The sequence below is a fragment of the Streptomyces cinnamoneus genome (assembly GCF_014650495.1).
Taxonomy (GTDB): domain Bacteria; phylum Actinomycetota; class Actinomycetes; order Streptomycetales; family Streptomycetaceae; genus Streptomyces; species Streptomyces cinnamoneus.
Map to the genome: position 1 here is coordinate 20,757 of NZ_BMVB01000034.1, position 20,988 is coordinate 41,744.

Sequence of the window (20,988 nt, forward strand, 5' to 3'; positions counted from 1 at the left end):
CCGTCCGCCCTCAGGGCAGGCGGCGTCGGTTACGGTCGCGCACGACCACGGCCGAACCCGCGATCACGGCGACCAGGACGGCCGTGCCGCCCAGGGTGTAGGTGGCCAGGCGCACCTGTCGCTCCTGCGGCGTCTCCCCCAGGGGGAAGTCCGCGGGGCGGGGGGCGGCGACGGCGTGTGCCGGGCCCTGGGGGGTGGTGACGCGGCCCGGGGGGTGGTCGTCCTCGGTGAGCGCGCGGGCCGGGTCGATGACGCCCCAGCCGATGTGCCGGTCGCGGCCGCTGGCGGGGCGCTCGGCGGTCTGCTCGATCTGGGCGACGACCTGGTGCTGCTTCCAGTCGGGGTGCTTGGCCCGGATGAGGGCGGCGACCCCGGCGACGTAGGGGGCGGCGAAGCTGGTGCCGTTGTCGACGCACTGGCCGCCGCCGGGGACGGTGGAGACCATGTCGACGCCCGGCGCGGCGACGCCGACGAAGTCGCCGGACTGGGAGAAGGGGGCGCGCTCGTTGTTGCGGTCGGACGCGCCGACGGCGAGGACGCCGCGGTAGGCGGCCGGGTAGGTGGCCTTCGACTTGCCGTCGGCGCCGTCGTTGCCCGCCGAGGCGACCACGACGACGTCCCGGGCGAGGGCGTCCTCGACGGCCCGTTCGAGGTCGGAGTCGGGGCGCAGCGGGGTCGTGGTGTCCTGGGAGATGTTGATGACGCGGGCGCCGGCGTCGACGGCCTGTTTGATGCCGACGGCGAGGGTCCGGGAGGTGCCGTCGCCCTTCTCGTTGTTCTGCCGGATGGGGATGACGACCGACTCCGGGGCGATGCCGACGAACCCGCTGCCGGCGGAGGGGCGGGCGGCGATGATGCCGGCGACCTTCGTCCCGTGGCCGACCGGGTCGGTCGTGGGACCCTTGCCGGCGTCCTGGGGGCCGGAGAGCAGGTCGGTGCCGGCCTTGACGTCGACGGCGTCCTTGAGCTGTGGGTTCGTCACGTCCACGCCGGTGTCGATGACGGCGACGCGCACGGGGCGGCCCTGGCTGTCCCTGCCCTTGGTGTCCTGCCAGAGCTGGTCGAGGAGGACGCGCTGGAGCGACCAGGGGGTGCCCTTGATGGGTTTGGCGGGGTAGGTGCACTCGCCGCTGCCGTCCAGCGCCGGGTGGGCGGTGGAGGGGGCGTCGGTGGTGCCGTTGCCGGCCGCGCCGTCGCTCGCGGCGGCGGCGCCGGTGCCGGCTCCGGTGAGCGTGGCGAGCAGGGCGGCGGTCAGCATGGCGGTCGTTCGCATCCGGACGTCCCCCTACGAACCCTGCGGCTGTTTGGCGCTGTTGGCGTCCAGGCGGGGCCCGGTCGGCAGGAACTGGGACCAGTTGGCGGGGACGGCGACGGGGCGCACGCCCTGGTAGCCGAGCCGGGCGCGGGCCTGGTCCGCCCCGGCCGTCGCCGACGCGTCCTGCGAGGTCTCCTCGCCGATCTTCGACGTGACCGTGGCGCTGTCGTTGTTGGACTGCACCGCGTAGCGCAGCCCGGTGTCGGTGACGAGGTAGACCGCGCCGCTCTGCGTCTGGCGGCCGGTGACCTGACGGTAGAGCAGCCCGGAGCCGGGGGTGACGTAGGCGCTGGTGGCGCCGTCGGGGATGGTCGCCGGGTAGTCCTTGCCGGCCCAGACGCCCAGGTCGGGCCTGCCGTCGGAGCCGAGCCCCGCGAAGAGGCTGCACACGGTGTCGTTGGCGTCGGCGCCGGCCGCCGGGTCGCCGGAGTTGGCCTGGCGCGGCACCTGCGCGGGCCAGTGCCGGCCCCCGTAGAACTCCTCGGCGTCGGGGGTGAAGTCGGCGGCGCTCACCCGCTGGGGCGTGCCGGCCTGGCCGAGGGAGGCGAGGGTGCGGCTGCTGAGGAGGAGCTTGGCGACGAACTCCGAGACGCGGGCGACCTTTCCGGGCAGCACGACGTAGTGCTGGGTGGTGGTGCCGGTGGGTGCCTGCAGGATCATTCCGACGCGGCCCGCGCCGCCGTGGAGCGTGGGGACGCCGGCGGGGGCGCCGACGCTGCCCGGGAGGTCGGGGAAGGTGATGGGCGCGCCCTCGTCGAGGGTGGCCAGCCATTCCTTGGTCACGCGCTGCGGCTGGGCGCCGTCGTGGAAGAGTGCGCGCAGCAGCAGGTTGTGGTCGGCTGCGTCCTTGCTCCTCCAGTCGGGTCCGCCGAGGAGGTAGCGGGTGCCCTTGGGGTCGACGAGGTAGCGAGCGTCGTCGGGGCCCTGGACGTAGAGGGCCTGGCCGCCGCGCAGGCGGTGCGGGCCGGTGAGTTGCCGGGCCTTCGGGTCGTTTGCGGAGAAAAGGAAGACCGCTTTTTGCGTGGTTTTACCGTTGCCGCCCGGTTGTTGGCAGACCGCCCATTGCTTCTCTTTGCCCGCTTGTGCGGCGGAGGGCATTCGGTCCGGCGCATAGGGAATGCCGATCGTGGGGCCGCGCGGAATATGCCCGTTGTCGAGCTCGGATTCCCGGACCTTGATCACTTGGCCTTTGCCGGGGGCGAGGAGGAGCCGGGCGGAGGCGAGGTTGAGAACCGGGTGCAGCTGCTTCCTGCCGTCCGTCTTCAGCACCACGTAGCGGGTGGTGGAGTCGCTGCCGACGATGACGTGCCCGGCGACGTCGTCCCAGCCCTTGGGGGCCACGGGCTTGAACACGCCCCACGCGCCGAACCCCGCCACGAGCAGGGCGCCGACGACGAGGCCGGGCAGGACCGTGCGCAGCGGCCGCGGCGCACCCTCCTCCGAGCCACTGGGCGAGGGCTGCAGAAAGGCGGCAACTGTCCGTTTCTTCGCGAACGTGTAGGCGTTGAGTTCATCCCGCCGTGATGCCATGTCGAGCCGTTTCTCCCCCGGTATTTCGCTGCGGCTTCGTCTCGGCCGCCCGGCGCCGCCCTATCGGGCCCGGTGTCGGACCGAGCCTCTACTATGCCCGTAGGTGATCGGCACCTGTCGCCGGGGGACGGTACCGGCCGGGGCGGCGGCCGATTTCCGTGCATGCATTCCGGGTTGAATGAGGGGGCTTGACGGTCATGTCTGCCGCGACGCGCGTACGGGCTACGAACGGCCCGCGGGCCGGTGCGGGTACGGTCGTTCCCCGCTGGGCGCCGGGCCGGGGCACGCTGGGGCCGGTGCGGTTGCACCAGGTGGTGCTGGCCGAGGTGGCGGCGGCCGTGGTGCTCGTCGGCTGGGTCGCGGGCGGGCTGCTGCTCGTGCCGGCCGTGGTGCTGGGCGTGCTGCTCCTGCTGCCGGCCGTGGTGCGCCGCGGCTCCCGCCCGGTCACCGAGTGGCTGACCGCTGCCGCGGGGCTGCGGCGGCGGCTGCGCAGGGCGGCCGCGTCCGGGCCGGTGGCCGCGGGCACCGACCCGCGCCTCGCGCCGCTCGTGGAGTGCGAACCGGCGCTGCGCTGCGAGTCCTTCGCCGACCGCGAGCGGCGCTCGGTGGGCCTGGTCGGCGACGGCACGTTCCTGACGGCCGTGCTGCGCGTGGACGCCGTGGACAGACCGTTGCGCGCGGACCGCGTGGAGAAGGCGCTGCCGCTCGGGCTGTTGCGGGACGCCATGGACGTCGACGGCGTCCGGCTGGAGTCGGTGCAGGTGGTGCAGAGCACCCTGCCGGCCCCCGCTCCGCACCTGCCCGGCCAGGCGCTGGCCGCGCGGAACTACACCCCGCTGCAGGCGCTCACCGGTTCGCCCGCCGTCCGGCAGACGTGGGTGGCGCTCAAGTTCGATCCCGAACTGTGCCCGGCGGCCGTGGAGGCGCGCGGCGGGGGCGCCGAGGGTGCGCGGCGCTGCGTGCTGCGGGCCGCCGAGCAGCTGGCGAGCCGGCTGCGGGGCGCCGGGTTCGCGGCGACGCTGCTGTCCGAGGACGGGCTGACGGCCGCGCTGTCGGTGGCCGCCGACGTCAACCCCGCCGCCACGGCCCAGGCGAGCCGTACGGGAACGCCGGCGCGACGGACCGTCGAGAGCCCGCGCGCCTGGCGGTGCGACGACCGCTGGCACACCACGTACTGGGTGGGCCGCTGGCCCCGCCTCGGCGCGGGCGGCGCCGCACTGCCGCAGCTGGCCGCGCTGCTGACGTCCTTGCCGGCGCTGTCGACGACGCTGAGCCTGACGCTCGGCCGCAGCGGGACGGCGACCGGCCGGCCGGCCTCGACCCTGACCGGACATGTGCGCATATGCGGGCGCAGTGCGGACGAACTGGCCATGGTCCGCCGCGAGTTGGAGCGGGCCGCGCGGGCGGTGAAGGCCGGGCTGGTGCGGCTGGACCACGAACAGGTGCCCGGCGTCCTCGCCACACTGCCCCTGGGAGGAACCCGCTGATGAGTACGTCCGCCTTTGCGCCCGCGCCCGCCTCCGGGTCTCCGGCAGGGGGCACACCCGCACCACCGCCGGCCGGGGTGCGGCGGCCGCGCTTCGGGTTCGGGCTGATCGGCCCGCGCCGGGGCCGGCACGAGCTGTCGCCCGAGGAGTTCGAGGCGCTGTCCCTGCCCGTCGGCGACGACGGGGTCGTCATCGGCTCCGACCGGCACGGCGCGCCGGCGGTGCTCGGGCTGGCCCGGCCCACGGCGTTCGACGCCGTCCTCATCGGCAGCGCCTGGACGGCACAGGTCATCGCGCTGCGCGCGGTCGGCACGGGCGCCCGGGTCGCGGTCGAGACCGGGCGGCGGCAGCTGTGGACGGGGCTCGCGCAGTCGGCCAACACCGGCCAGCAGTCCATCACGCTGCACGACGTCGGCCGGGTGCCGCCGCAGGGGCCGTCCGTCCACAGCCCGGTGCTCGTCGTCCGCGACTGCGGGGCGCGGCCCCCGCGCGGCCGGGCCGGCTCGGCGCCCTGGCAGTCCGTACTCACTCTTCTGCCCTATCCCGGGCCCACGACTCCGCGGTTGCTGGACGGGGCGGACCTCGTCGGCGTCCAGCGCGTCGCGCCGGACGAGGCGCAACAGGTCGGCCGGTCCATGAACCTCGCGCCCGACGACGTCGAGGCGCTCTCCTCGCTCCCGGACGGGGTCACGCTGTGGTGCACCCGTTCGGCGCACACGTACGTGACCACGCAGCCCACCGAGCCGGAGGCGGGGCTCCTGGGCCCGGCCCGGCGCATGGAGTGACGCCCCCTCGGCAGCGGCCGGGCGCACACGCGGTGTCGCCGGAGCCCTCCGGGGAAGCCTTGTCCCACCGGGGGTGAGGGGTGGGGCGGGGCGGGCCTGCCGCAGCGTTGCGGATGACGATTAGTCTGTATGAACGTACGCACTGGAGAACCCGAAGCCAGTCCTGTCACGTGACAGAACACGTGTCAGAGGGGGAACCCGGGCACATCGGGGCGTCAGGAACGGTCGGCCCCGCCAGAGGTGTCCACGGGCGCCGGACCACACCAGCAGGAGGCATTGTGAGCAGCGATCGGGACGAGATCCGCGCGGCCGGGAAGACAGCCGGCGAGGACCGGTCCGAGGCCGCGCACACGCCGGAACACGAGAACGAACCCGAACACACGGGTGAATTCACGATCGATTACACGCCGCCCGCCTGGTACACGCAGGGCACGTCCTCGGCCGCCGGGGCGGCGGCTCCGGTGACTCCCCCGCCGCCCACGGGCGAGCCGCTGTCCGCCGCCGCATCCTTCGTGGGCGGCACCGCCGGGGAGGGCCCGGCCGCGACGCCGCAGAGCGAGAGCAACGCCGCCGCTCCGGACGCGCCGGCCGTACCGGCCGCACCCGTGACGCCCGTTGAGCCGATGACGCCGGCTGAGGCGGTGGCGCCCGTCGAGCCCGTGACGCCCATTGAGGCAGTGACGCCGGTGGAGACGGTGACGCCCGTCGAGTCCGCGGCGCCCGTCGAGTCCGTTGCGCCGGTCGAGTCCGTTGCGGCCGCCCCGTCCGTCGAGCCTGCTCAGGCGTGGACGCCTCCGGCTGCGCCTCAGGTCCCGCTGCCGCCGCTGCCCCCGAACTTCCCGCCCGCGACCCCGCCCGGCCCGCCGCCCGCCGCCTGGCCGCCGGCGTCGCAGGACGGCCAGGTGTCTTCCCCCGTCGCTGACGCACCGTTCGGCGCCACCGCGTCCGGCGGCGCTCACGGATCCCCGGTCACGGCCCCCGTGGCCGGCGCCGAGTCCGGTGCCGTCCCCGCCCCCGCGCCGGCCCCGGAGGCGGCCGACGCGCCGGCCGGGGCGTCGGACACCGCCCGGACGGGCGACGACGCGGTGCTCCCGCAGGTGACGGCCGCGCCCTTGGGCGCGGAGCAGCCCCCGGCCGCCCCGGCGGCGGAGAGCGACGCTCCCGCGGTCGCCGCCGTGCCGGAGGCGTCCGCCGCGGCGCAGGACGGCGCCGGGTACGCGGGCCCGGAGGCCGTGAGCGCCCCCGCGCCCGCCGCCCCGCCCGCCGCGGATGCCGTTCAGGGCGGTTACGGCTACCCGGCCGCCCCCGCGCCGTTCGGTGCGCCTGCCGTGCCCGCGCCGAACGCACCCGCACCGCAGAACGGTTACGGCCAGCCGGTCCCGCCCGCGCCGCAGGGCGGATACGGCTACCCCGCCGCGCCCACGGCCGCCCCGGCGCCCCAGGACGGCTACGGCTACCCGCTCCCCGACGCCACCGGCGCACCCGCAGCCCCGGCTCCGGCCCCGCAGGCGCAGCCCGGCTATGGCTACCCCGGCCACCCCGCACCGGAAGGCGCTGCGGCAGCGAACGCACCCGCCCCCCAGGGCGGTTACGGCTACCCCATCGCGCCCACACCCGACGCCCCGCACACGGCCGCCGCCCAGGCCGGTCACGCCCACCCCGGTGTCGCGCCGGCCCCGCCCGCGCCGCAGGGGGGCTACGGCTACCCGCAGCCGGGTGCCACCACCCCGGCACCGGCGCCCGAGACGCCCGTCGGCCACCCGGCGCCGGGCGTGCCCGGCCCGCACGGCTACCCCGGCACCGCCGCACCCCAGCCGGGCGCGCTGCCGCCCGCCGCGGCGCCCGCGGCGGGGGCGTACGCCCCGCAGGCGCACCCGGGTGCCCTGCCGCCCGCCACGGGCCCCGAGGGCGCCGCGGATCCCGGCGCCTACCCCTACGCGCCCCAGCCGGGCGCGGCCGGCGCGCCCGTCGACCCCCGCGCCGGCGGGTGGCCGAGCGTGACGCCCGAGCAGCGGCAGCGGTCCGTGCACGGCGCGCCCCTCGGCTTCACGGCCGCGGTAGAGCTGTCCTCGGAGCGGCTGCTCAAGGGCAAGCCCAAGCCGAAGAAACAGAGCCCGGCGAACCGGTTCAAGTTCGGCGGCAAGAAGGAGGAGGCCGAGCGGCAGCGCAAGCTGGAGCTCATCCGCACGCCCGTCCTCTCCTGCTACCGCATCGCGGTCATCAGCCTCAAGGGCGGCGTCGGCAAGACGACGACCACCACGGCCCTGGGGGCGACGCTCGCCACCGAGCGCCAGGACAAGATCCTCGCGATCGACGCCAACCCGGACGCCGGCACGCTCGGCCGCCGGGTCCGCCGCGAGACCGGGGCGACGATCCGCGACCTCGTCCAGGCGATCCCGCACCTCAACAGCTACATGGACATCCGCCGTTACACCTCGCAGGCGCCCTCCGGACTGGAGATCATCGCCAACGACGTGGACCCGGCGGTCTCCACCACCTTCAACGACGAGGACTACCGGCGCGCCATAGACGTGCTGGGCAAGCAGTACCCGATCATCCTCACCGACTCCGGTACCGGCCTCCTCTACAGCGCGATGCGCGGGGTGCTCGACCTCGCCGACCAGCTGATCATCATCTCCACGCCGTCCGTGGACGGCGCGAGCAGCGCCAGCACCACGCTGGACTGGCTCGCCGCGCACGGCTACGGCGAACTGGTCTCGCGCAGCATCACGGTCATCTCGGGCGTCCGGGAGACCGGCAAGATGATCAAGGTCGAGGACATCGTGTCGCACTTCGAGACCCGCTGCCGCGGCGTCGTCGTCGTGCCGTTCGACGAGCACCTGTCGACGGGCGCGGAGGTCGACCTCGACATGATGCGGCCGAAGACCCGCGAGGCGTACTTCCACCTGTCCGCCATGGTGGCCGAGGACTTCGTGCGGGCCCAGCAGCAGCAGGGCCTGTACGCGGCGCCCCACCAGGCGCCCCCGGTGCCGGGCGGCTACGCGCCCGCTCCCGCGCCCGAGGCCGCGTACAACCCCTACGGCGCCGCCCAGCCGCAGGCCCAGCCGGGCCCGTACCCCCCGCAGGACGGCTGGGCCATGCCGCCCCAGCAGTAACGGGCATGACGGAAGGGCCCCGGGCGCGCTCCTCGCGCCCGGGGCCCTTCGTCGTGTCCCGTGTCGGACGTCGGCCGCGGACCGTCAGCCGGCGACCACGGCCGCCTCGTGCGCGGCCACCATCTCGCGGGCCCGCTTCACATCGTCCGCCATGCAGGCCAGCAACGCCTCGATGGACTCGAACTTCTCCATGCCGCGCAGGTACGCCAGGAAGTCCACGGCCGCGTGCAGGCCGTACAGCTCCAGGCCGACGCGGTCGATGGCGTACGCCTCGACGGTCCGCTCGGTCGCGTCGAACTGCACGTTCGTGCCGACCGAGATGGCCGCCGGCATCGCCTCGCCGCCGACGGTCAGCCAGCCCGCGTAGACGCCGTCCGCCGGGATCGCCGTATGCGGCAGGGTCTCCACGTTGGCGGTCGGAAAGCCCAGCTCCCGGCCGCGCTGCGCGCCGCGCACGACGACGCCCTCGACGCGGTGCGGGCGGCCGAGGATCTCCATGGCACCCGCCATGTCGCCCTCGGCGACCAGGCGCCGGGTCAGGGTCGAGGAGAACGGCAACCCGCCGCCCGCCTCGCCCGTCACCTGCAGGTCGATGGTCTCGACCGCGTAGTCGTACGTGCCGCCGAGCTCCTTGAGGTACTCCACGGTGCCGGCCGCGCGGTGGCCGAAGCGGAAGTTGGGGCCCTCCACGACCAGCTTGGCGTGCAGCTTGTCGACCAGGACCTTCACCACGAAGTCGGCGGCCGACAGCTGCGAGAACTCCGCCGTGAACGGCAGGACGAGCACCGCGTCCACGCCCAGCTCGGCCATCAGCTCCGCACGCCGGTGGTGCGGCGCGAGCAGCGGCGGGTGGCTGCCGGGCCGGATCACCTCACGGGGATGCGGGTCGAACGTCACGACGACCGCGGGGACGCCGAGCTCACGGGCCCGGTCCACCGTACGGCCGATGATCAGCTGATGCCCGCGGTGCACGCCGTCGTACGAGCCGATGGTGACGACGCTGCGCCCCCAGTCCTGGGGGATGTCCTCCAAGCCACGCCAGCGCTGCACTGTGCCCGCTCCTCGCCCGAACCCGAACCTTTGTCTGTCTGATGACGCAGGTCTAAGAGTGCCATGCCGGTTGGCGGCGCTCCGCATCGGCCGGTGAGCCGACGGTCACACCCGCGGGGTCGGAGGCGTCCGACGCGTCGTCCCCGCTCCCGCCGCCGCCCTTCTCCCGCCCCGCGGTGAGCCGGATGCGCGCGCTCGGGCCCACCACCACGGCCCACTGCGCCGGGGCCGACTTCAGCCAGCCGCGGACCTGGGCGCCGAAGAACGGGACCTCGCGGGCGAGCTGCGTCAGCCGTCGGTCGAAGCAGGCGGCCCCCTCGGGCGTACGGGCCATCAGCAGACCGGTGCGGTGGACCAGGTCGCGCGTGCGGGCCTCGGAGCGGTCGGCGGCCCCGGCGGCCACGGCCCGCAGCAGTGCGTCGAGGACGGTGACGTCCCGCTCGTACGGCCCGTACTCCTCCCGTTCCATCAGCACCTCCAGCAACTCCTGGCGCAGCGGGCGGGACAGCGGCGTGCCGGGACCGGCGAGGACGGGCGCGAGCGCGCGCCGGACGTGCGGGGGGCAGGTGCGCACCAGGTCCACGACGAGGGGGAAGACCACGGCCCGGGCGGGTGGGCCGTCCTCCAGGCGCCGGTCGATGAAGGCCGACGCGTTCTGTGCGCCCTCCGGGCGGTGCTCGACGTGCTCCCGCACGAGCGTGGCGATGCGGCGGGCGAGGGTGGCCGGGGAGGACACCTCGGCGAGCGTGCGCAGGACCTCGGCGGGCCGCTCGCCGGGCTCGTACAGCCGGGCCTGGAAGGCGCCGAGCACGAGGTCGGGGTGGCTGGTCAGGGCGGGGGCGAGGACGTCGGGCGGCAGGTGGGGGTCGCCCGCGGCGAAGCGGGCGACGGCCTGGGGCAGGTGCTTGGCCCGGGTGGTGACGTCGCGCACGAGGAGGGCCAGGGCGGTGCCGTGCAGGGCGCCCTCGGCGGGGCGGGCGAGCAGGGCGAGGGCCGAGAAGCGCAGCAGTTCGCGGTCGGCGTCCGTGGTGACGTGGGGCGCCGTCCGCAGCCCGTACGCGGCGGCCGCCACATGGCGCTCGACGCGGTCGTCGTGGGCCCAGCGGTCCACGGCCCGGCAGAGTGCGGAGGGCTCGTCCTCGGCGAGGGCCGTCAGCAGCTCGTCGGCGCGCGGATGGCCGGCCTCCACGAGCGCCTCGGCGAGGTCGTCGATGGCCCGGCGGCGGTGGGTGTGCAGCAGGGCCTGGGCGACGGTGGCGACGGTGGGCCGCACGTGGCCGCCGAGGTTCATGGTCTGCAGGGCCCGCTCGTCCGTGAACCAGCGGCACAGGAGGGGCTGGGCGTCACACGTGTGCTCGATGAGGAGGGCCGAGGTGGCGGTCAGGAACCGGTCGGCGGGGTGGACCTGCCTCTGCGGCCCGTCCTCGGCTCCGGCCGGCCGGCTGCCCCCACGGGCGGGCCCCGGCACCCGTGCACCCGCGGCGTCGCCCTGTCCGCGGCGCTCGCGGCCGGGCCCCGCGTCGTCCCGGGCGGTGTCGCTCACGGAGCCGGCCCGTACGCCATCACCGCCGTACGCCTGGCCGGCAACGGCCGCGTCCGCCCCGTCCCGTACGCCTCCGCTCCCGCGCGTCCGCCCGGGCACCGGCCCGCGGCCCCCGTCCCACACGCCCCCGCTCCCGGCCGCCTGCCCCGCACCCTCCGCCGGGCCCCCTGCCGCGTCGCTCCCCCGGGTCCGACCGGGCACGGCTCCCTCGGCGCCGCCGACCGCTCCGTCGCTCCCGGTCGCCTGCCCCGGCACGGTGCCGTGCCCCGCACCCTCCGCCGGGCCGTCCTCCGCCTCACCGCTTGCCCGGGTCCGACCGGGCACGGCCCCGCGGCCACCGGCGCCCTCGTCCGCCCCGTCCCACTCCGCCGGGTCGCTCGTCGCCGCGTCCCGCACGCCCCCGCTTCCCCGCGTCTGGCCCGGCACGCCCCCGTGGCTTGTGGCGGGCCCCGGCACCGCGTCGGTGGGGTGCTCCGGCTGCCCCGCGGCGCCCGTTCCCCTGCGGCGGCCGCGGGCGGACCACGGCTGCCCGGGCGCCCCCTGGCGGGCGTCGGCACTGCGCGCGTGCCCCTGCCCGGGCACGCGGTGCCCACCGGTTTCGGGTCGCCCCGGGACCCGGGCGTCCGCACCCTCCTCGGGAGGAGTCGCAGCGTGCGCCTCGGTCACCTCGCCCGTACCGGCCGGCACGGAAGCATCCACGGGGGCCTCGTCCTCCCCCGACGCCGGGCCCGCTTCCAGGGCGGCGGTGGCGGCCTCCTGGGCCGCGCCGGGCGGGGGGCTGTCCGCGGGGATGAGGATCCGCAGCAGCTCCAGCCGGTCGGCCAGGCCCAGCGGCAGGCGGAGCCAGAACCAGGGGCCGAACTCGGCGAGGCCGCCCAGCGTGCGGGAGTCGGCGCTGTCGAAGCCGCCCGCGGCCACCGAACGGGCGGTGACGCGCTCGGCCAGCAGCCGCAGCACGCCGAGGTAGGGCGTGGCGTCGGGCACCCGCAGCAGGGCCTCGCCGAGCAGGTGGGCGGCCCACCAGGACGGGTCGCCGGCACAGCGGCCGCCGTCCCCCGCCGTGGCCCCCTCGGCCTTCGCGGCCCCCTTGGCCTTCCCCCCGTCCTTGGCCTCGTTCGTCCCGGCGGCCTCCGCGCGCAGCGCGAGCGTCTCGACGGCATGGACCAGCGCACTCAGGCGCCGGGAGAGCTCGATCGGGCCCGCGCGGCGTGCGAGCAGGAGCAGCGCCTGCAGGACGGGCCCGATGCGGTGCCGGGGCACGGGCAGCGGCCGGGGCGGCTCCTGCGCCGCCGCGCCGCGCTTGCGGCGGCGGGCGCCCGAGCGGGCCGCGCCGCCGGAGCCAGGCGGGGGCGGCACATGGCCCCCGGGAGCGGGCATGGGCCCGCCACCCGCGCGGGACGGCAGGCGGACGGCGGCCTCGGCGGGCGGGCCCTCCGGTTCGTACCAGCGGTGGACGAGGGCGTGCAGCGCGGCGTCCAGGTCGAGGTGGGTGCCCTGCAGCCAGTCGGCGAACTCCTCGTGGGCGAAGCGGTAGCCGGAGCCGGCGGGGACGAGCAGGCCCTCGGTCAGCACGGCGGAGGCCCAGCCCGTGCGCCAGGGGAACAGCTCCTCGAACGCCTCCCGCTCCAGCTCCCCCTGGCCGGGGCCGAGGCAGCGCCGGGCGGCCTCGTGCACCTGCCCCGCCACGCGCGCGGCGAGCCGCCGCACGGCCGCGCCGCGCAGCGGCGGCCTGCGGGAGGCGGCCAGGCGCACGGCGATGCGCAGGCAGACCAGGTCGAGGTAGGCGGCGAAGACGTCCCACCGGCCGGGGGCCGCCTCGCCGGTGCCGCCGGCGCCCACGGTGCCGTCGGGGAGCGCGGCCCGCACCTCGGCGAGGAGCCGGAGGGCCAGCGGGTGGCCGGCGTCGGCGGGATCGATGGCGTCCGGGGGGATGCCGTAGGAGGCACGGACCTCCGCGGCCTGGCCGGGGGTCAGGGCGGGGAGCCGGGTGCAGGGCGGCAGGGCGCGCGGCCCCGGCGCCGACGGCGGGCCGCCGGGGCCGCCGGGGAGGTGGAGGACCTCCGGGGGGAAGAGCGCGCCGGCGCTCTCCCAGTGCTCGGGGCGGCAGGCGACGATCAGGCGGGAGGCCGTGCTCCGCAGCCACCGGGTGGTCGCGGCCGTCCACTCGGGCAGGGCGTGGGCCAGGACGGGCGGCATCTCCTCGGGGCCGTCCAGCAGGACGAGCAGCGGGCGCCCCATGCGGCGGGCCAGCTCGGCCACCCCCTCGGGGGTGGCGGCCGCGGTGGCGCCGACGGTGCCCCCGGGGCCCGCCGAGGCCGCCACGATGCGCCCGGCGGCCGCCAGGGACCGGGCGATCGCGTCCCGGACGCTCTCGTCGCCCACCTGCAGGTCCGCGCCGCGCAGCCACAGCGTGGGGGCGGGCTCGGCGCCGCGCGCCCGGCGCCCGGCCAGGGCGCCCAGCTCGGTGGTGCGACCGGTGCCCGGGTCGCCGACGAGCCCGAGGACGTGCCGCCCGCCACCGGGCCCGTCCGGCTCCACGTCCAGGAAGCGGGCGAACTCGCACTCGACCTCGGGCCGCTCGACGGGGTCGCGCCACACGCGCGGGGTGACGACCGAGCCCAGGGCCGTCGCCGTCAGCTGCAGGGCGCCCGCGAGGTTGAGGTCGGGGCCGAAGGCGGGGACCGTGGCGGAGTTGCGGTCGAGGAGCTCGGCCAGCGGCCCGTCCGGCGCGGTCGCGGCGACGGCGCGCAGGGGGATCGCGAAGCCCGCGGCCCGGCGGTCGGCCTGGAGCGCGGTACCGAGGACGGCGACCACCGCCCCCGTGCGGGCGTCGAAGACCGGGCCGCCCGTGGCCTCCTCCCCCAGCCGCAGCCCGGCGCGCTCGGACAGGGAGAGCTCCAGGGCGGCGCCGAGGAGGTGGAAGCGGTCGGTGGCGGTGTAGGTGACCGGGACGTCGCCGACGATCCGGGCGTTGTGCCAGCGGCCGGCGCGCAGCCGGACCTCCTGGCCGCCCTCGAAGCGCACGGCGGCGGCCACCGGCAGCGGGGGGACGCACAGGCCCTCGGTCCGCACGAGCGCCAGGTCGCACTCGGGCAGGGGCGTCACGTTCTCCGCGCCGACGATGCAGGTCAGCTCGCCGGGTGCGTGCAGCACGAGGCGTGCGAGGCCGTCGACCGCCTCATGGCTGGTGATCAGGGTGCCGCGGTCGTCGGCGAGGAATCCCGTGCCCCGCGCGCGCCCGGCGAGGTCGCGGATACGCACCAGCGACTCTTCCGCGTCGGCCCGCCGCCCGTTCATCCGTCGAACCTCCCGCCGTGCTCGTCCACACGACGGTAGGCAGCGGATGATCGGCGAAGCCAGGTCCCACCCTGAACGCGCCCCCTTCCACCCCCCTGGTTCACTCCGAGCGCCTGCCCGTTGGGGTGAATCATCCGTCTCGGATGGATAGAGACAGGTGGGAGGGGGATCGTGGGGCGGGGAACGCGTTCGGGCGCGGTCCCCGCCCCACGGTGTGCCGTGGGGGCGAAGGCGGCGTGCTAGCCGAAGACGGCCAGGCTCTTGGCCCTGCCGCCCTGGTTCTCGATCAGCACGAGGAAGCCGCCGTCGGGGCCGAAGACGGCGATCGGGCCCGTGGTGTCGAACGGCGGCACCTTGATGCGCACACCGTTGCCGAGCAGGCGGGCCTGCTCCTCGTTCACGTCCCAGCGCTGGAAGGCGGCCTCGGCCGCCTGGGCGACGGGCATCACGGTCAGCTCCTCCTGGAGCGCCTCAAGCGTGCGCGCGTCGCCGATCCCGTACGGGCCGACGCGGGTGCGCCGCAGCGCCGTGAGGTGGCCGCCGACTCCCGTGTCCGCGCCCAGGTCGCGGGCGAGGGCACGGACGTAGGTGCCCGACGAGCAGACGACGGAGACCAGCAGGTCCTGCACCGGCGTGCCGTCCGCCGTCTCGGCGGGCAGCACGGCGTGCACGGTGAAGGAGGAGACCGTCACCGGCCGGGCGGGGATCTCGAAGTCCTCGCCCTCGCGCGCCCGCTTGTAGGAGCGCACGCCGTTGATCTTGATCGCGCTGACCTTGGAGGGCACCTGCATGATGGCGCCCGTCAGCTTGGCCACCCCCGCGTCGATCGCCTCGCGGGTCACCCCGGAGGCGTCCGTGGACGAGGTGACCTCGCCCTCCGCGTCGTCGGTCACCGTGTTCTGGCCGAGCCGGATCGTGGCCACGTACTCCTTCTCGGTCAGCGCGAGGTGACCGAGGAGCTTGGTGGCCCGCTCGACGCCGAGGACGAGCACGCCGGTCGCCATCGGGTCGAGCGTCCCCGCGTGGCCGACGCGCCGGGTGCGGGCGATGCCGCGCATCTTGGCGACGACGTCGTGCGAGGTGAAACCGGCCGGCTTGTCGACGATGACCAGCCCGTCCGGGGTGGTCGGTGCCTTGTGCTTCATCAGGCGCCGGCGCCCTTGTCGTCCGCCTCGTCGTCCTCGCCCGGCTTGCGGTACGGGTCGGCTTCGCCGGCGTACGTCGCGTTGGAGGACGCCTGGCGCACCTGGGCGTCCGAGGCCCGCGCCCGGTCGAGGAGGTCCTCGATGGTCCGGGCGTTCTCCGGCAGGGCGTCCGCCACGAACGTCAGCGTCGGCGTGAACTTGGTGCCCGCGGCACGGCCGACCTCGGAGCGCAGGATGCCCTTGGCGCTCTCCAGCCCGGCAGCGGCGCTGGCCCGGTCCTCGTCGTCGCCGTAGACCGTGTAGAAGACCGTGGCCTCCCGCAGGTCGCCGGTGACCCGGGTGTCCGTGATGGTCACGTGAGAGCCGAGCCGCGGGTCCTTGATTCCGCGCTGCAGCTTCTGTGCGATGACCTCGCGGATGAGGTCCGCCAGCCTCTTCGCACGCGCGTTGTCGGCCACTGGTCCGTCTCCTTCTCGTCTTCCATCATTGTGCTCTCGGCGCTGGCGCGCCCAGTCGACGGCGTTAGTCGTCGTCTCCGTGGAACCGCCGCCGTACCGACAGCAGCTCCACTTCAGGACGTGCGGCGACCAGGCGCTCGCAACGGTCCAACAGGTCTGTGAGGTGCCCCGCGTCCCCGGAGACCGCCGCCACGCCGATCGTGGCCCGGCGGTAGAGGTCCTGGTCGCCGACCTCCGCCACGCTCACCGCGTACTTGCGGTGCAGCTCGGCGACGATCGGGCGGACGACGGAGCGCTTCTCCTTCAGCGACCGTACGTCGCCGAGGAGGAGGTCGAAGGACAGAGTCCCTGCATACATGTGGTGCGGGTGAAGCCCACCCGGGAGGCGTGATGGGGTCCCCCCAGCGGTAGCTGGAGGAATGTGGTGTACCGCTCTTCGAACCGTACACGCAACGGCCGGGGCCGATCGACGGAATATCTTCCCGCCGACCGGCCCCAGCCGAGCTGTGCCCGCCCGTCGCCCGACCACCACACCGGGTGGACCGCGCTACGCGCGGGCTTCACATCAGCCGCGCGGCTTCTCGCGCATCTCGTACGTCGCGATGACGTCGTCGATCTTGATGTCGTTGAAGTTTCCGAGGTTGATACCGCCCTCGAAGCCTTCGCGGATCTCGGTGACGTCGTCCTTGAAGCGACGCAGACCGACGATGGTGAGGTCCTCGGCCACGACCTTGCCGTCGCGGATGAGGCGCGCCTTGGTGTTGCGCTTGACCTCGCCGGAGCGGATGAGGACACCCGCGATGTTGCCCAGCTTGGACGAGCGGAAGACCTCGCGGATCTCCGCCGTACCGAGCTCGACCTCTTCGTACTCCGGCTTCAGCATGCCCTTGAGGGCCGCCTCGATCTCCTCGATCGCCTGGTAGATGACCGAGTAGTACCGGACGTCGACGCCCTCGCGCTCGGCCATCTGCGTGGCACGGCCCTCGGCGCGGACGTTGAAGCCGATGACGATCGCGTCGGAGCCGGTCGCCAGGTTGATGTCGGACTCGGTGACCGCACCCACACCGCGGTGCAGGATCCGGATCTCCACCTCTTCGCCGACGTCGAGCTGGAGCAGCGAGGACTCGAGAGCCTCGACCGAACCGGACGCGTCACCCTTGATGATGATGTTGAGGTCCTGGACCAGACCGGCCTTGAGCACCTTGTCGAGGTCCTCGAGGGACACCCGGCGGGTGCGCTTGGCGAAGGCGGCGTTGCGCTCGCGCGCAGCGCGCTTCTCGGCGATCTGGCGGGCCGTGCGGTCCTCGTCGACGACGAGGAAGTTGTCGCCGGCGCCCGGGACGTTGGTCAGACCGAGGACGAGGACCGGGGTCGACGGACCCGCCTCTTCCACGTTCTGGCCCTTGTCGTCGAGCATCGCGCGGACACGGCCGTAGGCGTCACCGGCGACCATCGTGTCACCGACGCGGAGGGTACCGCGCTGGACGAGCACGGTGGCCACGGCACCGCGACCGCGGTCGAGGTGGGCCTCGATCGCAATACCCTGCGCGTCCTGCTCCGCGTTGGCGCGCAGGTCGAGGGCGGCGTCGGCGGTGAGGACGACGGCTTCGAGCAGCTTGTCGATGTTCAGACCCTGCTTGGCGGAGATGTCGACGAACATCGTGTCGCCGCCGTACTCCTCGGCCACCAGACCGAACTCGGTGAGCTGACCGCGCACCTTGGTCGGGTCGGCACCCTCGACGTCGATCTTGTTGACCGCGACCACGATCGGCACGTCGGCCGCCTTGGCGTGGTTCAGGGCCTCGATCGTCTGCGGCATGACACCGTCGTTGGCCGCCACCACGAGGATCGCGATGTCGGTCGACTTCGCACCACGGGCACGCATGGCGGTGAACGCCTCGTGACCCGGGGTGTCGATGAAGGTGATCTTGCGCTCTTCGTCGTTGACGTCGGTGGAGACCTGGTAGGCACCGATGTGCTGGGTGATGCCACCGGCCTCGCCCGCGACCACGTTGGTCTTGCGGATCGCGTCCAGCAGTCGCGTCTTACCGTGGTCGACGTGACCCATGACGGTCACGACCGGCGGACGCGCGACGAGCATCTCCTCGCCGCCCTCGTTCTCACCGAACTCGATGTCGAACGACTCGAGCAGCTCGCGGTCCTCCTCCTCGGGGCTCACGATCTGAACGGTGTAGTTCATCTCGCCGCCGAGGAGCTGCAGCGTCTCGTCCGAGACGGACTGCGTGGCCGTGACCATCTCGCCGAGGTTCATCATCACGGCGACGAGCGACGCCGGGTTGGCGCCGATCTTCTCCGCGAAGTCGGTGAGGGAGGCACCGCGCGACAGGCGAATGGTCTCGCCGCCGCCGCGGGGCAGCATCACGCCGCCGACGGACGGGGCCTGCATGGCCTCGTACTCCTGGCGCCTCTGCCGCTTCGACTTGCGGCCACGACGGGCCGGACCGCCGGGACGGCCGAAGGCACCCTGCGTGCCGCCACGGGCACCCGGGCCGCCGGGACGACCGCCGAAGCCCGGACGACCGCCGCCGAAGCCGCCGCCGCCACCGGGGGCACCGCCACCGGGACGACCGGCGAAGCCGCCGCCGCCACCGGGACGACCGCCGCCGCCGGGACCGGCCGGACGACCGGCGAAGCCGGGACGACCGGCACCGCCGCCGGGACGGCCTGCGCCGCCGCCGGGACCGCGACCGCCGCCACCGGGGCCCGGACGCGGGCCGGCAGCCGGACGCTGCGGCATCATGCCCGGGTTCGGGCGGTTACCGGCGGGAGCGCCACCGGGACGCGGGGCGCCACCGGGGGCACCCTGCGGACGGGGCATGCCGCCCGGGGTCGGACGGGCGCCGCCCTGACCCTGCGGACGCGGGGCGCCACCGGGGCCGCCCTGCGGACGCGGGCCGGGGCCCGGACGCTCGCCGCCGGGACGCGGGGCGCCACCGGGACGGGGCGCCTGCGGACGGGCCATGCCCGTCGAGCCACCGGAGGTGAAGGGGTTGTTGCCCGGACGGGGACCGGCCGGACGGGCGCCACCGGGACGCGGGGCACGCTCACCCTGACCACCCGGGCGCGGGGCGCGCTCGGGACGGCCGCCGTCACGCTGGCCGGCCGGGCCGGGACGCGCGCCGGGGCGCGGACCGGGGGCACCGCCGGGACGCGGCGCGGGGCGGTCCTGGGAGGGGGCGGCCGGGGCCGGCGCGGAGAACTCCGCGGCGGGCACCGGGGTGACCGGGGCAGGCTTGGCCGGAGCCGCCGGAGCGGGCTTCGGGCCGGGGCGCGGACCGGGGGTCGGCGCGGCGCCTGCGGGCTTGGGGGTGCTGGGGGTCTCCGCGGCCGGCTTGGGAGCCGGGGCAGCGGGACGGGGGGCGCCCGGAGTGGGGGCACCCGGCTTCGGCGCAGCCTTGCGCGGCGCCGCGGGCTTCGCAGCGGACTTGCCGGCGTTGCCGCCGGGTCCCTGCAATGCGTCAGTCAACTTGCGGACGACCGGCGCCTCGATGGTCGAGGACGCCGAACGGACGAATTCACCAAGTTCTTGGAGCTTGGCCATGACGACCTTGCTCTCCACTCCGAACTCCTTGGCGAGTTCGTATACCCGGACCTTAGCCACTTCGCTCCTTCTAGGTCCGGGTGTCCACCGGACCGTCGCTACTTCATGGGCGTACTCATCGCGTACTCATCGAGTGCTCATCGCAATCTCGACCTACTTCCAACTCGCGAGGTACCTGACAATGGGTCTCCCCGCGCAGGCGGGGCCGATCTCTACTGCTGATCGATCTGTTCGACGTACTGGCGCAACTCCGCCGTGTCGAGCGGACCCGGGCTTTTGAAGGCCCTGGGGAACGCCCGGCGGCGCACCGCCAGATCGAGGCAGACCAGTGTGGGATGCACGGAGGCACCCCGGCCGGGCAGCGTACCGCGGGGGTCGGGGACGCAGACGCCCTCGATCACCACGGTCCGCAGCAGTTCGCCCTTGGCCGCTCGCTCCCGGCACCCCACACAGGTGCGCTCAGGGCATGCGCGGGCATGCGTCCGGCCAGACACTGGTTAAGTCTACCTCCCCGTGCCGACCTCACCCCTTCGGGGCACTGTGCGTGCACGTATACGTTTCGGCCATGATCGGCCAGGATTCGGGGCCCGGGACCGGGCCCACCGGGGGGATGCGGGCCCCTCATGGTCGTTTTACGGACCAATCGGAGCCGCTCGGAGCGGCTTGCCGCACGCCCCCCGTCGCTTCTGTGCGCTGCCCGCGGGTCAGTCGCGCTCGGACTGCTGCTGCTCGGTGTCCGGGCGGATGTCGATCCGCCAGCCGGTGAGGCGGGCGGCGAGACGGGCGTTCTGCCCTTCCTTGCCGATGGCGAGGGAGAGCTGGTAGTCCGGCACGGTCACCCGGGCGGAGCGGGCGGCGAGGTCCACGACCTCGACCTTGCTCACCCGTGCGGGGGACAGCGCGTGCGCCACCAGCTCCGCCGGGTCGTCCGACCAGTCGACGATGTCGATCTTCTCGCCGTGCAGCTCGGCCATGACCGCGCGGACGCGGCCGCCCATCGGGCCGATGCAGGCGCCCTTGGCGTTGAGGCCGGAGCGGGTGGACCGGACCGCGATCTTGGTGCGGTGACCGGCCTCACGGGCGATGGCGGCGATCTCCACCGAACCGTCCGCGATCTCCGGGACCTCCATGGCGAAGAGCTTCTTCACCAGGTTGGGGTGGGTGCGCGAGAGCGTCACCGACGGGCCGCGGACACCCTTGGCCACGCGCACGACGTAGGTGCGCAGCCGCGTGCCGTGCTTGTACTCCTCGCCCGGCACCTGCTCCTGCACCGGCAGGATGGCTTCCAGCTTGCCGATGTCGACCAGGACGTTCTTGGGGTCCTTGCCCTGCTGCACGATGCCCGCGACGACGTCGCCCTCGCGGCCGGCGAACTCACCGAAAGTGATCTCGTCCTCGGCGTCGCGCAGACGCTGGAGGATGACCTGCTTCGCGGTGGTCGCGGCGATCCGGCCGAAGCCGGAGGGGGTGTCGTCGAACTCGCGCGGCTCCTCGCCCTCGGTGAGGTCCTGCGGGTCCTCCTTGGCCCACACCGTCACGTGCCCGGTCGACCGGTCCAGCTCCACGCGGGCCCGGCGGCGGCTTCCCTCGGTGCGGTGGTAGGCGATGAGGAGGGCCGACTCGATCGCCTCGACCAGCAGGTCGAAGGAGATCTCCTTCTCTCGCACCAGACCCCGCAGGGCGCTCATGTCGATGTCCAC

Annotated in this window: 13 protein-coding genes; 3 read left to right on the forward strand and 10 right to left on the reverse strand. The window is 75.0% G+C overall.

What is annotated here, in order from left to right; translation table 11 throughout:
* Window positions 1-10: 10 nt before the first annotated feature.
* Complete coding sequence (gene mycP / locus IE182_RS29050) at window positions 11-1,273, reverse strand: type VII secretion-associated serine protease mycosin (protein WP_229845209.1); 1,263 nt, start codon at window positions 1,271-1,273, stop codon at window positions 11-13.
* A 12-nt stretch (window positions 1,274-1,285) separates the two neighbouring features.
* A complete protein-coding gene (gene eccB, locus IE182_RS29055; protein WP_190112959.1) occupies window positions 1,286-2,845 on the reverse strand; it encodes a type VII secretion protein EccB in 1,560 nt (519 codons plus the stop codon).
* 197 nt (window positions 2,846-3,042) lie between these two features.
* On the opposite strand from eccB, the gene eccE reads away from it, so the two are divergent.
* The 3 genes from eccE to IE182_RS29070 all read left to right on the forward strand — a co-directional run bounded on the left by eccE (window position 3,043) and on the right by IE182_RS29070 (window position 8,233).
* Entirely contained in the window at window positions 3,043-4,332 is a 1,290-nt protein-coding gene (gene eccE, locus IE182_RS29060) for a type VII secretion protein EccE (protein ID WP_190112960.1), read from the forward strand.
* On the forward strand, window positions 4,332-5,117 hold the full coding sequence (locus tag IE182_RS29065; RefSeq protein WP_190112961.1) for a hypothetical protein: 786 nt from the start codon (window positions 4,332-4,334) through the stop codon (window positions 5,115-5,117). The genes eccE and IE182_RS29065 overlap by 1 nt, the downstream gene beginning before the upstream one ends.
* A gap of 278 nt (window positions 5,118-5,395) precedes the next feature.
* On the forward strand, window positions 5,396-8,233 hold the full coding sequence (locus IE182_RS29070) for an SCO5717 family growth-regulating ATPase (RefSeq protein WP_229845210.1): 2,838 nt from the start codon (window positions 5,396-5,398) through the stop codon (window positions 8,231-8,233).
* A gap of 84 nt (window positions 8,234-8,317) precedes the next feature.
* Here IE182_RS29070 and IE182_RS29075 read toward each other — a convergent pair whose 3' ends face one another.
* From IE182_RS29075 to nusA, 8 genes are all read right to left on the reverse strand, one after another.
* Window positions 8,318-9,283: a bifunctional riboflavin kinase/FAD synthetase gene (locus IE182_RS29075; protein WP_190112963.1), complete on the reverse strand. Its 966-nt coding sequence runs from the start codon at window positions 9,281-9,283 to the stop codon at window positions 8,318-8,320.
* 52 nt (window positions 9,284-9,335) lie between these two features.
* Window positions 9,336-14,123 carry a serine protease gene (locus tag IE182_RS29080; RefSeq protein ID WP_190112964.1) on the reverse strand — a complete coding sequence of 1,596 codons (4,788 nt, stop codon included), beginning with the start codon at window positions 14,121-14,123 and terminating at the stop codon, window positions 9,336-9,338.
* 239 nt (window positions 14,124-14,362) lie between these two features.
* Window positions 14,363-15,268: a tRNA pseudouridine(55) synthase TruB gene (truB, locus tag IE182_RS29085; protein ID WP_190112965.1), complete on the reverse strand. Its 906-nt coding sequence runs from the start codon at window positions 15,266-15,268 to the stop codon at window positions 14,363-14,365.
* Window positions 15,268-15,726: a 30S ribosome-binding factor RbfA gene (rbfA, locus tag IE182_RS29090; RefSeq protein ID WP_190112966.1), complete on the reverse strand. Its 459-nt coding sequence runs from the start codon at window positions 15,724-15,726 to the stop codon at window positions 15,268-15,270. Before rbfA ends, truB begins: the two co-directional genes overlap by 1 nt.
* Before the next feature lie 64 nt (window positions 15,727-15,790).
* Window positions 15,791-16,084, reverse strand: a complete 294-nt coding sequence (locus IE182_RS29095; protein ID WP_190112967.1) for a DUF503 domain-containing protein — start codon at window positions 16,082-16,084, stop codon at window positions 15,791-15,793.
* 207 nt (window positions 16,085-16,291) lie between these two features.
* Window positions 16,292-19,348 (reverse strand): translation initiation factor IF-2, encoded by a 3,057-nt coding sequence (gene infB, locus IE182_RS29100; protein WP_190112968.1) that lies wholly within the window; start codon window positions 19,346-19,348, stop codon window positions 16,292-16,294.
* 152 nt (window positions 19,349-19,500) lie between these two features.
* Window positions 19,501-19,782: a YlxR family protein gene (locus IE182_RS29105; RefSeq protein ID WP_190112969.1), complete on the reverse strand. Its 282-nt coding sequence runs from the start codon at window positions 19,780-19,782 to the stop codon at window positions 19,501-19,503.
* 210 nt (window positions 19,783-19,992) lie between these two features.
* Window positions 19,993-20,988, reverse strand: a complete 996-nt coding sequence (gene nusA, locus IE182_RS29110; RefSeq protein ID WP_190112970.1) for a transcription termination factor NusA — start codon at window positions 20,986-20,988, stop codon at window positions 19,993-19,995.